The sequence below is a fragment of the Blautia sp. Sow4_E7 genome (assembly GCF_052116245.1).
GTDB lineage: Bacteria > Bacillota > Clostridia > Lachnospirales > Lachnospiraceae > Blautia_A.
Genome location: NZ_JBQKLL010000003.1, coordinates 140,429 through 156,203 on the forward strand (window position 1 = coordinate 140,429; position 15,775 = coordinate 156,203).

Here is a 15,775-nt window from a genome sequence, read left to right on the forward strand (position 1 = left end):
TGCTCGTATATCATAACCATTATTTCTCAGTATACGTGCTTTTTACTTCTTATACAAGTATGCGAATGTAAAGTCACAGTAAAAATAACGAAAAACAAACTGCGAAATTTTCTCATTTATCCTTGTAAATTACGTTACCAGCTGCTGCTTTCCGGGAAACTCTGTCCCGGCGCAACAACTGGCAACGTTTATTTTTCCTTTTACGGAAGCATATAGTTCACACGGGCAACTTCCAGTTCGTGGTGGAAATGCTCTCCCGGCGCATTTTTTACAGTGTCAAGGTGGCTGTGGGTATCATAAAGATCCTCACGCACCTGAGTCACACAGACGCCGATGTTGGAACAATGATCTGCGATTCGCTCCAGGCTGGTTGTAATATCGGAAAGGACAAAGCCCATCTCAATGGTACATTCTCCTGCACGAAGACGATTTACATGACGTCGTTTCAGTTCACGGCTGAGCTCATCGATTACTTCTTCCAGTGGCTCGATTTCTTCTGCCAGATGCACATCCTGGTTTGCAAAAACATTGTAGGCTTTGTCTACAATATCGGACACTGCTTTTTCCATTACATGAAGCTCCTGTACCGCTTTATCTGAAAAGCTGGTGTTTTTCTCAGAAATTTCTTTCGCAGATTTCATAATGCTGAGGGCATGGTCAGAAATACGCTCGAAATCGCCGATACAGTGAAGCATAATAGACAAACTGTGGCTGTCCTCCAGGGAAAGATCCTTCTGGTTTAATTTGATCAGATAGGTTCCAAGCTCGTCCTCGTAACGGTCAACCTTGGCCTCAATCTTTTCTACACGGAATGCGGTTTCTTCCTGGAAATGATCCAGCAGTCCAAAGGAAAGGTTCAGGGCATTTCTTGACTGCTCTGCCATTTTTTTCGCTGCTGTTTTGCTCTGCTCAATAGCAATACCAGGATTGCTAAGGAAACGGGACTCCAGAATCATAAACTCCTGATCTTCTGCGGAAATAACTTTTTCCTCTTTGGTGTCGCGGACAGTTGCACATGCCATTTTTACAAGCATATCGCCAAATGGGAGAAGTACAACAGTTGCGATGATGTTAAATGCACTATGGATGATAGCGATTCCTGCAGGTCCTGCCACTTCGTTGATGAATGAAAAATGTAAAAATCCATTGAGTACATAGAAAACTACCATAAAGGCAATGGTTCCTACAATATTAAAGTACAGATGAACAATTGCTGCACGTTTTGCATTCTTGGTTGCTCCGATGGAGGAAAGCATAGCTGTGATACAGGTTCCAATGTTCTGTCCCATAATGATCGGAAATGCGGTTCCGTAGCGGACTGCACCAGTTACACAGAGAGCCTGAAGAATACCAACTGAAGCTGAGGAGGACTGAATGATGGCGGTGAGAAGCGCACCAGCCAGCACACCTAAAACCGGGTTGGAGAATTTCAGCAGGATGTTTGTGAACTCCGGTACCTGTGCCAGAGGTTTTACTGCACCACTCATGGTGTTCATACCAAACATCAATACTGCGAAACCAACCAGAATGTTTCCAATGTCTTTCTTCTTTTCATCATGAAGAAATACGATAAAGATCACTCCGATCAGTGCCAGAATCGGGGAAAATGAGCTTGGGTTTAACAGTCTTACAAAGAAGTTGGAGCTCTCAATTCCAGCCAGGCTGAGGATCCATGCGGTAACCGTAGTACCAATGTTTGCTCCCATAATAAAGCCAACTGCCTGGGATAAGTGCATGATTCCTGAGTTTACAAAACCGACTACCATAACGGTGGTGGCCGATGACGACTGGATGATGGCAGTCACTGCTGCACCAACCAGAACCGCTTTCACACGGTTAGATGAAAGATTTTCCAGAATTTTTTCCAGTTTGCCGCCGGACAGCTTTTCCAGGCCGTCGCCCATGACCTGCATTCCATACAGGAACATTGCCAGTCCTCCGACCATTGTCAGAATGCTAAAAAAATCCATTACGTTTCCTCTCCTTTTTTTATCCTTTTAAAAGTTTATTGGGTTCTTGATTTCTCTTGTTTACGAATCCAATATAAGTGAGCTATGTAAAGTTTCAGGTGAGGGCAATGTTAAATCTGTGTAAAATTCTTTACATTTGGGGGATTTTCTTTACAAAAGTAATGTTAAATCTGGCGGTTAGAAATGTAAAATCTTTGTTCGAAGGTTGATTTTACTGGGGTTTCCAAATTTTACATTCAAAAGAACTTCTTTACAAAGCCATAATGGCATTTTACAAATGGATTCTGCTTTTCCGATTCAAATCCACATGAGCAAAAAAATCCCCTATGAAATATGAAGGATAATTTTACAATTATTGCTGCATATTTCATGAGGGATTTTCTCATCAAAGTTTTCTAATCTATTCTGGCCCTGCGGCTCTACTGATAAAATCTGGATTTTTTCTAGAATTGTTACCTTTCATGGCCTGGCCAGTAACTTAAAATCCTCTGATTTCCTCTTCCTCAGAATGAGTCTTATCAATGGAGCGGATTTCCAGGAAGTAGCTGTAGTTGTCATTTACCTTTACTTCTACTCTGTCTCCAACCTTATGGCCTTTTAATGCCATGCCGATTGGGGAGTCAATGCTAATCCGGTTCTCCATGGAGTTTCCGCGGATAGAGGTGACCAGCTTGTATTTCTCGATCTCGTCATCTTCCTCGAAGTAAACCTCCACAATATCATCCATTCCCACCTCATCACTGCTGGATTTGTCAGAAACGATGGTGGCGGTTTTTAACATATTCTCCAGATAACGGATACGACTTTCGTTCTGGTTCTTGTGACGCTTAGCTGCGTAATATTCAAAATTCTCACTTAAATCGCCCTGAGCTCTGGCCTCCTTTACCGCCTCGATGGCCTCCTTGCGGACAACCAGCTTGCGGTGCTCAATCTCCTGCTCAATTTTCTCTACGTCTTTTTCGGTGAGCTTCTCTCTCATTTTTATACATCTCCTTTATAGCTGCAACACCACTTTGCCCACTACCTTAACAGATGGCAAAGAGTTTGTCAAATTGCCAATGGCAAACATTAATTCTTATAATTTCTTCTTACCCAGCCTTACTTCTTCCATCAGCTTCGCCGTCTCCGCATCCGCATGGTCAAACAGATAGGTATGGCTTGACTGGCGGTGCTGGTGCCATTCCTGGCGGAGCTGCTTTCTGGTCTCTTCGATTTCTTCTTTCAAGCCTCTTGCGGAAATACGGTTGGCGCCCTGTCCCATAATGATGATCTGTTCCAGGCCATCGGAGGTAGCAACCGTCACCTGATGCTGTCTTCCAATCTTATGAACGGTTTTCTCAATGTACTGGTCGGCAGTTTCCGCTTCCTTGGTATACACCACATGGATGTTATGATAGGTCAGCACTTCCTCCTGGTGACCTTCTACCTTGTAGGCATCAAATACCAGGATCAGCGTACATTTCTTATATCCCTGATAATTGCTGAGAATATCCATCAGCTTAGTCTGTGCTGCCCGGACATCCGCATCTGCCAGTTCTTTCAGCTCTGGCCAGGCAAAAATAATGTTGTAGCCATCCACAAGAAGGTATTCTTCCTGATCTCTTTTTCTGGGAGAACTGCTGCCCGAATAGGATGGGGCACTTACCACTTTTTTATAGGAAGACATGCGCTCCCGTTTCACCGGGCCAAAGGTTCGCTCGAAAATAGCCTGAAGTTCTTTGTCATCCTCATAGCTTCCACGGTAGGCGGATTTCGGAGGCTGGTAGCCGTTTGCAGTTCGTCCTCCACTTCCGGATGTATTTCTGGAAGTTCCTGCACGGCCAGCTCCACTGCGTGCTGAATTTTCATCATTTTGAGCAATTCTTGTTCCACTCGAAGCATTTCCAGCACTAGAAAAGCCTTTTTCCATATCATCCAAGTCTTCTCCACTAAGATCATCCTCAAACTCCGCCATAATCCCGGTATCCAGGTGCATATACTCTTCCACTTCATACCATGGCACCACAAATCCTGCTCCATGGGCACAAAATACAGATCCAGTAGGATTATCCAGGTCTCTCTCTGAATCGTAGCCAATCTGCTCCACGATCTCATCCTGATTTTTGCAAGGCTCATAGCCTTTCAGACTGCAGAACAGCCTTTCCATTCCTCTTGTATAAGAAATTACTTCCTTCTGATAATCGCGCATAGTCGAAACAGGCGCTTTTCCCTTCAAAATAGCAGTATTCTCCTCAGTTTCCATAGGAAGAAGAGTTCCCTGCATTTTCTGGATATCCGTCATGGCACGCCCAACCACATCCACCGGCACTTCCAGCCGGAATTCATAATAAGGCTCCAGAAGCACATTCTGCGCCTTTTTCAGCCCCTGGCGGATAGCCCGGTATGTGGCCTGGCGGAAATCGCCGCCCTCTGTATGCTTCTGATGGGAGCGGCCGGTAAGGAGCGTGATCTGCATATCTGTGATCGGTGCCCCAGTGAGCACACCCCGGTGCTCCTTTTCCTCCAGATGGGTAAGGATCAGTCTTTGCCAGTTCCGGTCCAGCACATCCTCACTGCAGGCTGTAAAAAACTGCATTCCGCTTCCCGGCTCTCCTGGCTCCAGCAGAAGATGCACCTCCGCATAATGGCGCAGAGGTTCAAAATGTCCCACGCCTTCCACGGGTGCCGCAATGGTTTCCTTATATACAATATTTCCTGTTCCAAAATCCACCGCCACATGGCACCGCTCCCAGATCAGCCTTTTCAGGATCTCAATCTGCACATCTCCCATAAGCATGGCATGGATTTCCCCCAGCTGCTCATCCCACACAATGTGAAGCTGGGGATCTTCCTCCTCCAGTTCTTTCAGCTTCTTTAGCATCTGATGCACGTCGCAGCCTTCCGGCAAAATGATCTGATAGTTCAGCACCGGCTCCAGCACCGGCATATTGGAATTCTCCGTCACCCCAAGTCCCTGACTTGGAAAAGTATGGGAAAGACCGGTTACTGCGCACACCGTTCCTGCTGGTGCTTCTTTCACCAGTTCAAACTTGGCGCCGGAATAAATCCGGATCTGGTCGGCTTTTTCCTCCCAGATTTCGTCCCCGGCTGCTACATTTCCCTTACTGGTGGTAAGAAGCTCTTTTACCTTCAGTGCCCCGCCTGTGATCTTCATATAGGAAAGGCGGTTTCCCTGATCGTCCCTGGCGATCTTGTAGACCTTCGCGCCAAAAGCCTCTGGATATTTCGGACATCTGGTGTACCGATCCAGTCCGCGGATCAGATCCTCTACGCCGTTCATTTTCAGGGCAGAGCCAAAATAACAGGGGAAAACCTTCCGATCCGCGATCAGGCTGGTAATCTCTTCCTCTGACACATCCCCAGTCTCCAGGTATTTTTCCAGCAGTTCCTCGTCACACATGGCAAGGCTTTCCAGAAATTCATCTGAAAATTTCTCCGCAGTCAAATTCTGCGGCTCTTTTTCCCCAGCCAGTGCTTCTGATGGCGAATTACCATCTGCATTTCCAGTTTCCGAAAAATCCATGCAATTCTCATGCAAGCGTTTCTTTAGTTCTGCAAGAAGTACGTCATGATCCGTTCCATCCTGGTCCATTTTGTTTACAAAAATAAAGGTAGGAATCTCATACTGCTCCAACAGCTTCCACAAAGTCACGGTATGTCCCTGCACCCCGTCCGCACCGTTGATCAGCAGAACTGCATAATCCAATACCTGCAGGGTACGCTCCATCTCTGCAGAAAAATCCACATGTCCGGGTGTATCCAGAATGGTAACTCTTGTTTCCGGAAATTCCAACACCGCCTGCTTGGAAAAAATAGTAATTCCACGTTCCCGCTCAAGTGGTGAGGTATCCAGATAGGCATCCTTGTGATCCACTCTGCCTAATTTTCGTATCTTGCCGCTTAAATATAAAAGCGCTTCTGACAATGTAGTTTTTCCCGCATCTACATGTGCCAGCAGCCCCATACAAATGTTTTTCTTTCTTTTTTCTGACTGTTCACTCACGTAAACGCCTCCTCGTTCGAAAGTGCAGTGACCTCGCCTCCCAAACTATTTCTGAAAAAAGTTTGACACACTCTGATTCCTGCACAAAATACCTTTTTAGTATATCACAACAGGAAGCGTCAGTCGAGACACAGCACTTGAAATATTGCGCATAATCTCGTTTTATATTGTTTTGATTTTAAAATTATTTTATCTTTACAATATTTGACAACATGATATAATTCATACGTGATAAAAAAAGTATAATAGAGCATGTTTGAAAAATGCTTTCAGCAAGATGTGCGTCACAATTTTTGGGAGATTTTACCCGGATGAGGGCGCCGTAGCGGGCTACGGCAACCGAATTCGGGTGAAATATACCGCAAATTGGGGCGTGCAGATTGCGGGAATGATTTTTCAAACAGGCTCTAAGCTATGAAAGTGAGAAAATACCATGAATCCCTTAAAGAAACTATACTGCCGGATTTTTCAGAATGTATTCAAATTTGCCCTGCCATTTCTGCCCTACCGGAATCCGGAGATCATCGGCAGCCTGAAGGCAGTCCCTGATGTATTAAAAAAGAAAAAATGCGAAAACGTGCTGATCATCACAGACGCCGGAATTCATAAGCTTGGTCTGACTGACCGCCTGGAGAAAACGTTGACAGACAACGGCATTTCCTATATCCTTTATGACAAAACAGTGGCAAATCCTACCACCGAAAATGTGGCAGAAGCCCTTGAACTTTACCATACCGGAGGCTGCAAAGCGATCATCGGTTTCGGCGGCGGTTCCAGTATGGACTGTGCCAAGGCAGTAGGTGCCCGAGTTGCCAAACCGCACCAGTCTCTTGCAAAAATGAAGGGAATCCTGAAAGTCCACAAAAAACTTCCCCTTCTTATCGCAGTCCCTACCACAGCTGGAACCGGAAGCGAGACTACACTGGCTGCTGTCATTGTAGACGCCGAGACCAGGCATAAATACGCAATCAACGACTTCCCGCTGATTCCCCGCTACGCAGTGCTAGACCCGAAGGTTACCTTAAGCCTTCCGCCATTTATTACCGCTACCACAGGTATGGATGCCCTCACTCACGCAGTGGAGGCTTATATTGGAAATTCCACCACACCAGGAACCAGGAAAAATGCCCTGGACGCAGTACAGCTGATTTATGAAAATCTGGACACCGCCTACACCGACGGTACCAATAAAGAAGCCCGCCGGAATATGCTCCGCGCCTCCTATTTTGCAGGCTGCGCTTTTACCAAATCCTATGTCGGCTATGTGCACGCAGTTGCCCATTCCCTTGGCGGACAGTACAACGTTCCACACGGACTCGCCAACGCCGTACTTCTTCCTTATGTTCTGGAAGCATACGGAAAAACCATCTACAAGAAGCTGGCAGCCCTGGCAGTTGCCGCTGGCACTGCCACCAAAGAAACGCCGGAAGAGGAAGCTGCATTAAGCTTTATCCAGGCCATTAAGGATATGAAGGCCCGCTTCGGAATCGGCGATACCATTCCGGAAATCCAGGAAGAAGACATCCCCAAACTGTCCCATTATGCGGACAAAGAAGCCAATCCCCTGTATCCGGTACCAGTGCTGATGGATGCGCAGGAGCTGGAGAAATTTTATTATATGCTGATGCCAGAAGAAACCCCAGCTCAGTAATATCGGTACTTTTTTTCCAAGACTTCTCAGCCGCTTACATTATGTAAACTATTTGACTCTTAAATTGATGAATACAAATTCAGAAAGGATACTTTCATGACTCAGGACACAATCCAGGAAATCATCCGCAGACAGCGGAACTATTTTTACACAGGCGCTACCCTGGACATTGAGTTTCGTATCAATGCCCTGAAGAAGCTGCAAGCCTCCATCCAGTCCCACCAGGAGCAGATCAATACCGCCTTAAAAGCCGACCTTGGAAAAAGCAGCTTCGAGAGCTACATGTGCGAATCCGGTCTCGTTCTCAGCGAGATCACCTACATGCTGAAGCACATCCGCTCTCTTTCCAAAGAAAAAACAGTGCACACCCCACTTGCCCAGTTCCATTCCAGAAGCTACATGAAGCCATCCCCATACGGCGTCACCCTGATCATGAGCCCGTGGAACTATCCTTTCCTTCTCACCTTTGATCCGCTGGTAGACGCTATCGCCGCAGGAAACACTGCAGTATTAAAGCCCAGCGCCTACTCTCCTGCCACCAGCAGGATCATCTGCGAGATCGTCCGCGAATGTTTCCCTGAGGAATTTGCAGCCGTTGTCATGGGTGGACGCCAGGAAAACGCCTGTCTTCTTCAGGAGCACTTCGACTATATCTTTTTCACAGGCAGCCAGGCTGTGGGAAAAGAAGTCATGCGCCATGCCAGCGAGCATCTCACCCCAGTCACCCTGGAGCTTGGAGGCAAAAGCCCCTGCATTGTAGACAAATCTGCAAACATCAAGCTTGCTGCCAAACGTATTGTTTTTGGCAAATATCTGAACTGCGGACAGACCTGCGTGGCTCCCGACTACATTTACTGTCACAGGGAAGTAAAAGATGAGCTTTTAAAACAGATCCAGAAACAGATCCGCAGGCAGTTTGGCAAATCTCCTCTGGATAACAAAAATTACGGAAAGATCATCAATGAAAAGCATTTCAACCGCATTCAGAACCTGATCGATCCTGCAAAAGTTATCTGCGGCGGCAGCGTCCGTCCGGAAACTTTACAGATTGAGCCTACCGTCATGGATCAGGTAACCTTTGAAGATGCGGTTATGCAGGAAGAAATTTTCGGACCGGTCATGCCGATCCTTACCTTTGATTCTATCGACGAAGTGATCCGTAAGGTAAACTCCATGGCTCATCCTCTAGCTCTTTACATTTTCGCCCAGGACAAAGCCGTCTGTGAAAAAGTGACCTCCGAATGCGGCTTTGGCGGCGGCTGTATCAACGATGTGATCATCCACCTTGCCACCAGCGAAATGCCTTTCGGCGGCTTCGGGGAAAGCGGTATGGGAAGCTACCATGGAAAAAAAGGGTTCGAGACCTTCTCTCATTATAAGAGCATTGTAGATAAAAAAACATGGATTGATCTGCCTATGCGTTATCAGCCTTACAGAGGGATTTATGATAAGCTGATCCATATTTTTCTGAAATAAAATTGCAGCTAGCTGCTCACGCAATCCTCCCAATATGGGAAATCTGCTGATTCACTACGTAAATTGCTACTTTCTCATATTGGACGTGCACCAAGTTCAAAAACCTTATTGTGCTAGAGCATGTTTGAAAAAGGCTTTTTGACCTTTTGATACTGGTAGCATTAATATAACACGCGGACATGTTTTACTATCTATCCGTAAAACATGTCCGCCTTCATAATACTTTCATAGATTATAACATCACCCGTATATCATAAATCTGTTTCATCAGATTCCGGGATTTTCTTCTCATTTCTTATACTTTCCCGATGTATTTCACCGGTAATTTCAACGCCTCTTACCAGCTCCCGAACGCCATTTCTAAGAGGCAGATAGTCTTCAATATATCCCATTTTTTTGTATGCATCCAGAATGATCTGCACCTTTTTATGGATCTCATGCACCTTATTTTTCCATCCACGGCTCTGATACCGAACCCTGGAGGACCCCCGCAGGGCAACTTCTTCCTGGGCAAAATTCTCCTTCCGGATACCCAGTAGCGGCAGGATTCCATCCTCCTTACCAGCTCCATAATAGCGGATTTTATTCCCATTTAAGTGGTTCTTTTCATTCGCCATAACCTCAAGTCTCTGGATCAAAATTCTCCGCAAAAGGATCACTTCATCTGTATTGGAAAAAGGATATTTTTCTGGTGCCATCAGTGCACCTGGCACTGAAATAATCTGCCTGATATACTCTGCATACTGAAAAACAGGAAGGCTTTTCCCCTCTGTAAACCAGAAGGTTTTCCCATCGTCATCAGCTTCAAGAGGTACCATTTTTCCCACCAGAATACCGGAAAGAAGTTTCCCTTCTGCATCTGTCAGGTTTCTCTTTCTTACCTCATCTTTAAACTCAATGGCGATTCCCGTCCCCATAAGTTTTTCCACAGATTCACGCAGCCGCAGTTCACGCTTCTGGGGTTTCTCCTTCTGATAATACAGCCGGAGAGAATTGTCATATGCCATAATACGCAAAATATCGGTAAGGGTGATCCTTTCTTTTCCACATCTTTGCAAGGTATAAATGGCATCATGGACCACACTATCAAAATAATTGAAGCCCTTTTTTGCCAGTTCTTCCGGCATATCCAGGATATAAGTACAGGTCATGGACTTATGCCTGCTGCCTACTTCTATGGTATTTTTGCAGCCTGTTTTATAGTGATTTTTGAAAATCTCCTGGGCCAGCTTGCATATATTAATGTATGTATTTTCCGGCAGCCACATTGCATTTGCTCCTTTTAATCGTTGTCATGATTGTCTGGCATACTCATAAATTTCTCGAATAATGCCTTGCTGTATTCATCCTCCGGGACAAATTCGTTCTGCTGGGTTTCTGGCTTTTCCCTGTTATTCGAATCTGCTTTTCCCGTGGAATGAGCTGATTTTTTATTCTTTTCTGAATGTTTTCTCTCTAATTTTATCCCCTCAGATTTCTCTTCCAGAGGCGCTGTCAACGAAATTTCATCTACTTCTGTCGGTATTTTAGCTTCCACTGACTTTCTTGCTCCCAGAAATTTTTCTGTCTTCGTCGGTGTTTCTGCCTCCACTGACTTTCTTGCTCCCGGGAATTTTTCTGCCTCCGCCGGTGTTTCTGCCTTCACTCTCCCACTCTCTTCTGCTCCATATTCCAGGTACAGATCCTTTGCCGGATAAAAATCCAGTGCCACATTAGCGCCTGTTCCCGTCATTCCATAACGCTGTTTTAAAAACACCAGCTCCAGTTTTCTCACAGGGCCTGACATGGCAGATTCATGCATTGCTCCCACAATCTCAACGTTCCGCAGCTGCAATCCCAGGATCACGCTGGCAGAATATTCGATACCGCCGGTCTCCTTAAAGGAATCCAGCTGAATGGGTTTCTGGGCATTTCGATAAGACTCACGGTTCAGGGAACTGATCACGAAAACAGCCATATCATATTTATTGGAAAGACTGCTTAATACGTTAATATTCTCATCATTTCTCTGCTTATCCGCTGTACCTCTTGTGGACGCACAGGCAGATAAGATCTGCAGATAATCCACAAATACCACTGGTTTACTGTCTGTTTCTTCCATGAATTTTTCCACATCTGCCACAACATCTTCTGCGGAAAAAGAGATCTTATCCCGCTCCTTGATATACAGGTTTTCATACCTGGGACCCATATTTTTCTGTACTTTTTCAACCAGCTCCCATTCCTCTTTTTTATCTGCATTCTCTTCGCGGAGCAGCCAGTCAGAAGTGATCTTTGCCTCCGGATTCTGCATGTGGATCGCTCTGTTCAGGATTTTGGATTCGATTCGGATTGCAGGCATTTCCAGGGAGTAAAACAGTACCGGGGTTCCTCCTGCTGCCACTTCAGAGGCGATCTGAAGCACCAGGGTACTCTTTCCCATGCCAGGGCGGGCGCCAAGAAAGATGAGACCGGAGTACAAGCCTCCGCCCAGTCTTTCATCAAGCTGGCGGATTCCCGTGGGATAATGTTCTACCGTCTGAATTTTTCCTAGGCGGAACAGATTCAGTTTTTCTGCCACAGAAATATAGGAAACTGGCTTATTTTCTGCAATATTATTTTCTTTACTATTCTTTTCTTCCACTTGTAGTTTCTCCGCTCCTGATTCTTTTTGGGACTCCATCAGGCTCCCTTCTCAGCTTCTATGGCCGTCAGTAACTTGTCCAGGCTTCCATTTATATCTGCCACATCCACTCCGAAAATGTGGACTCTGGTAGGGAATCCAGCATCCTCTGCACCAGAATCGTACACGATTTTTTCCTGCTTTTTCATCCACTCTGTCATGGGGTAAAGCAGCCAGATATCCTGGGCTTTATAGCGTTTGGAATAGGCATACATCTGATACATATCCGCACTTTTGATCCCATAATTGTTCCATTGGTTGTCCTCAAGAAGCTTCCATTTGGTGTCCAGGATCACGCATTTGTCCTCTCTTCTTAACACAATATCCGGACGGATCTGGAACCTTTTCGGGGAATCAAACAAAGTATGTCCACCATCCTGTGGGGAAACCTTCCATGTATTTCCCCTGTGCTTTTTCAGCCTGCAGGCAACATAATTTTCATATAGTTCTTCCATTGGAAAAAGCAGGGACTTTGCCTTTTCGTTCCCGGAAAAGCAGGCAAAGCTTTCGTCTTCCAGGAACACTTTGGACCACTGGATGATCTGTTCATATTCCCTGGAATTCCGGTCTGCTCTTACTTTTTCAAAATCATTCCGGATATTAGAGGATACCGGAATCTCTTCAAAAACGGGCAGAAGATTTCGGATTTCCTGTATCTGTTTCTCCCTGGAAGCGGCCTTTTTTAGCCTTAATAATGTGGTTTTTATAAGACGGTTTTCTGCCCTGTTCTGGGTGAATTTCTGGTATCTTACATAGAATCTTTCCTGGTGTACCAGGTTCTCCCTGAGCTGTCTGGAGACCAGCAATTTTCCCTTATAGCTTTTCAGATTTCCCTCTACTTTTTCATAATCCGAACGCAATCCCCGCTTTACAAGCAGCTTTGCTTCCTGAAGATACATGTCGATAAAAATGTCATAAAGGTTGGTAGAACCGCTTGCCAGTTTTGCTGCTGACAGCTTCCAGCCGGAGAAATTTTTCATCTCTTTCAGCATTTTCAGAAGGACTTCCCTGGTCTCGTCCGCTCCTGTACCGAATTCTATTTTGGGCAGGATCTGGATTCTCATACCACTTTCCAGCTGGATCAGGCCTACAAAATTCCGGGCTTCTATCACTTCTCCCACACCGGATTCCTGATGGATCAGCATGAAGGGCTTGCCTTCCTCTGCTCTGGAACCGCTGATTTTTTTCCAAAAGACTGGTTCACATAGCTATCCGAATTCCTGGTTACTTTCTCTATGTAGTCTCTTAATTCCTGGTAGAATTTCTCCTCCAGGAACTTATATTTGGAAGAATTCCGATACCGTTCATTGCAGGTGATCTGATCGTATTCTTTTACTTCAAGTATTTTTTCCATGTCTTTTCCTTAATTGTTATAAGTCTGCGACTATCCTGAATCCTATTACAGACAAAAATCACAGCTGTTCACTTCGTGACCAGCAAATGTTGCTCATGGTCAGCAACAAACAATCCGCCTTAATTCTCAGCCAGTGTTTCTGCATATTTCTGATAAATGCAGACATAGCTCGCTGGATACTGAAATGCTTCCCAGTTAATCTCATAACGGATCTCTGGAAGCTCGTAGATATCCTCTGCATAACCAGTTCTGTCATAGTCTTCCATGAAGGGATTTCTATATTCATTTTCGTTTGCTGAGTCGTTTTTTGTGAGGTACTTTTTCTGCACAAACTGGTATTTGGAAGGCTTTCCATTGTCTCCCAGGATCATATGGATTTTTCCATAATCATCGAAGAAATACTCCTGTAAAAGTGGGAAAATTTTGTTTCGGAATACTTTTTCCAGGTTCTCCATAGTGGCATTTTCCCCACACATTTCATTAAAATAAGCGTGTCCGATAGTGTGATCCCGGTCCAGTAAAAACTCAATTCTTTTGTTTATGGTTTCCAGAATTTTCACCACATCTACTTTGCCAGTCTGACCATCTATATCCTCGTAGAGCACGCTGTCAGCCTTCATTTCACGCAGCATTTCCGGCTCCGGCATGATCTCTTCGAAAGAAAAACGACGGCGAAGCGCCGCGTCAAGAGCAGTCAGGGAACGGTCTGCTGTGTTCATGGTTCCTATAATATATACATTGGAAGGAACCGTAAAGGGCTCTCTTGAATTTGGCAGAATTACAGATGCTGTGTCACGCTTGCTGGTCTCGATCAACGTCATCAGCTCTCCGAAGATCTCGGAAACATTTCCGCGGTTGATCTCATCTATGATGAATACATAGTTTTTCTTTTTATTCTTTGCTGCTTCTTCACAGAATTTCTTGAAAATTCCAGCTTCGACTTTGTATTTCAAGGACTGGGCAGCTGTATTTTCTTCGAGTTTTTCACTTGGTTTTTCATTTAGCTCTTCGTTCAGTTTTCCATGTGGTTCTTTGTTTGGTTCTTCGTTTGGTTCTTCGTTTGGTTTTTCCTCTGAACTCTTCTCATTCAGAACAGGACGGATTCCTTCCACAAAGTCCTCATAATTATAGGATTGATGAAAGGTGGTAAAACAAATTCTGCCCTCATTTTCCAACTCGTCATATTCTTTCTTCACGTCCTCGTAGCCCAAGTGTTCTCCTCGTAAAACCTCTTCTATGCTTGCACCGGTACATATTGATAGAGCATAATAAACCGTTTTGTATGTTTTACCTGTTCCTGGAGGACCGTAAAGAATAAGATTATGGTCAAATGGACAAGCAAACTCTGATTCCGCGCTTTTCTCAGCGGACTTCTCTGCTGAATCCGCCTGAGAGGTATCCTGGGAAGCGTTTTCTTCTGCAGGCTTATCTGGCTGAACTTCTGGAATTTCTGGCGAGCTTTCTTTTAAAACAGCTTTCGAATTCGGTTTTCCAAGCGTGTAATCATAATACGGAAGCAATTTCTTTACCGCAGTTTTCACTTCCTCGGAAATTTCTTCTTCTGATTTGGTTCCATTTGCATCATCTATAATGTGGCATAATTCAATAACTTTGTTCACATTATTTAACCTATTTATTTCACTAAATTCCTCTACATCTACCGTATCTCCATCATAGATTTCATGATGGATTTTAGCGTTGCACTTCTCACTACCAGAATTATAATTTACTACATAATGAAAAAATTCCTTATCATAATTTAAATCCAGGAATTTGTAGTATTTCTCGATTTCTTTCTTATATTTAGGAATATTCACCTTTTTATTCTTATCCATAGCACTTGGTCTAATGCTCAAGGATACATAAATGCAGGCTCTGGTTTCCGGAGGATTTTTTTCAATATATATACATATACTCTTAGGATCTCTTTCATCTGTTTGTTTTTTATATTTAAAGCCCATATCAAACTGTTCGCGAAAAGGTTTACTATCATTCCTATATGGATTATAATTGCTACATTCAAATCTGGCAATTTTTTTAATCTCGTTAACAATTTGATGAAATTGCCAGTTGATATAGTGTCTTGCTTCTTATTTTATAGTACAAAAAATCCCCCGGAACCATGTTGATTCCGAGGGAAATATGTCCATATAATAATTCGTAAGAACTGATTATCGTTTGGAGAACTGTGGAGCGCGACGAGCGGCTTTGAGACCGTATTCACCTGACCTTGATCCGAAAAGTCCAGTATTCATGCGGGTTTTCGGGCTTTCCTCTCTCAGTAAACCCATAGGTAAACCCACGAAATCGCGAAATTTTTGGTGCATTTTAACGCAGCCCGAATGCAGCATTCACAACGCTGCTTAATTCCTCAAGTTTATTATACTTTACTTTCGCATAGATGTCCATAGTCGTTTTGCTGTTCTCATGGCCTGCCAGATACTGCACCGTCTTTGGATCAACACCTTTGTAAATCAGATTGGTGATGTAGGTGTGCCGCAGCATGTGTGGACGTGTCAAGTATGGGACAAAAAAAATATTTCTTTTTTCTTGCCGGATAGTACCTGACCATTCCAATCAGGTACCCCAGCACTTTTATTATCTTCCACAAAATCGCTCTTGTCCAGAACATTTTATCTCTGCCCTAAAAATATATAAG

Annotated in this window: 11 protein-coding genes and 2 pseudogenes; 3 read left to right on the forward strand and 10 right to left on the reverse strand. The window is 44.5% G+C overall.

Annotation, left to right across the window (positions count from 1 at the left end; translation table 11 throughout):
* Nucleotides 1–200: 200 nt before the first annotated feature.
* The 4 genes and pseudogenes from ACTQ50_RS03430 to ACTQ50_RS03445 form a co-directional block, all read right to left on the reverse strand.
* Complete coding sequence (locus ACTQ50_RS03430) at nt 201–1,970, reverse strand: Na/Pi cotransporter family protein (protein WP_441482972.1); 1,770 nt, start codon at nt 1,968–1,970, stop codon at nt 201–203.
* A gap of 478 nt (nt 1,971–2,448) precedes the next feature.
* Nucleotides 2,449–2,949 (reverse strand): transcription elongation factor GreA, encoded by a 501-nt coding sequence (gene greA, locus ACTQ50_RS03435; protein ID WP_295309243.1) that lies wholly within the window; start codon nt 2,947–2,949, stop codon nt 2,449–2,451.
* A 96-nt stretch (nt 2,950–3,045) separates the two neighbouring features.
* Nucleotides 3,046–5,934, reverse strand: a complete 2,889-nt coding sequence (locus ACTQ50_RS03440) for an NYN domain-containing protein (protein WP_441483040.1) — start codon at nt 5,932–5,934, stop codon at nt 3,046–3,048.
* Nucleotides 5,935–6,157: 223 nt separating this feature from the next.
* Nucleotides 6,158–6,313: pseudogene (locus ACTQ50_RS03445) on the reverse strand (DUF6783 domain-containing protein); the annotation flags it as partial.
* Here ACTQ50_RS03445 and ACTQ50_RS03450 point away from each other — a divergent pair.
* The 3 genes from ACTQ50_RS03450 to ACTQ50_RS03460 all read left to right on the forward strand — a co-directional run bounded on the left by ACTQ50_RS03450 (nt 6,251) and on the right by ACTQ50_RS03460 (nt 9,100).
* Nucleotides 6,251–6,391 carry a DUF6783 domain-containing protein gene (locus tag ACTQ50_RS03450; protein ID WP_441483041.1) on the forward strand — a complete coding sequence of 47 codons (141 nt, stop codon included), beginning with the start codon at nt 6,251–6,253 and terminating at the stop codon, nt 6,389–6,391. The pseudogene ACTQ50_RS03445 and the gene ACTQ50_RS03450 sit on opposite strands and share 63 nt — an antisense overlap.
* Before the next feature lie 15 nt (nt 6,392–6,406).
* Nucleotides 6,407–7,624 (forward strand): iron-containing alcohol dehydrogenase, encoded by a 1,218-nt coding sequence (locus ACTQ50_RS03455; RefSeq protein WP_441482973.1) that lies wholly within the window; start codon nt 6,407–6,409, stop codon nt 7,622–7,624.
* Between the two features lie 96 nt (nt 7,625–7,720).
* Complete coding sequence (locus ACTQ50_RS03460) at nt 7,721–9,100, forward strand: aldehyde dehydrogenase (protein ID WP_441482974.1); 1,380 nt, start codon at nt 7,721–7,723, stop codon at nt 9,098–9,100.
* A gap of 251 nt (nt 9,101–9,351) precedes the next feature.
* On the opposite strand, the gene ACTQ50_RS03465 is transcribed toward ACTQ50_RS03460, so the two are convergent.
* The 6 genes and pseudogenes from ACTQ50_RS03465 to ACTQ50_RS03490 form a co-directional block, all read right to left on the reverse strand.
* A complete protein-coding gene (locus ACTQ50_RS03465) occupies nt 9,352–10,368 on the reverse strand; it encodes a hypothetical protein (protein ID WP_441482975.1) in 1,017 nt (338 codons plus the stop codon).
* Nucleotides 10,369–10,382: 14 nt separating this feature from the next.
* Nucleotides 10,383–11,723 carry a DnaB-like helicase C-terminal domain-containing protein gene (locus tag ACTQ50_RS03470; protein ID WP_441482976.1) on the reverse strand — a complete coding sequence of 447 codons (1,341 nt, stop codon included), beginning with the start codon at nt 11,721–11,723 and terminating at the stop codon, nt 10,383–10,385.
* 38 nt (nt 11,724–11,761) lie between these two features.
* On the reverse strand, nt 11,762–12,907 hold the full coding sequence (locus ACTQ50_RS03475; RefSeq protein WP_441482977.1) for an McrC family protein: 1,146 nt from the start codon (nt 12,905–12,907) through the stop codon (nt 11,762–11,764).
* Entirely contained in the window at nt 12,901–13,116 is a 216-nt protein-coding gene (locus ACTQ50_RS03480; RefSeq protein WP_441482978.1) for a hypothetical protein, read from the reverse strand. The genes ACTQ50_RS03475 and ACTQ50_RS03480 overlap by 7 nt, the downstream gene beginning before the upstream one ends.
* A gap of 119 nt (nt 13,117–13,235) precedes the next feature.
* Complete coding sequence (locus tag ACTQ50_RS03485) at nt 13,236–14,951, reverse strand: McrB family protein (RefSeq protein WP_441482979.1); 1,716 nt, start codon at nt 14,949–14,951, stop codon at nt 13,236–13,238.
* 493 nt (nt 14,952–15,444) lie between these two features.
* A pseudogene (locus tag ACTQ50_RS03490) lies at nt 15,445–15,627 on the reverse strand (tyrosine-type recombinase/integrase); the annotation flags it as partial.
* Nucleotides 15,628–15,775: the final 148 nt, after the last annotated feature.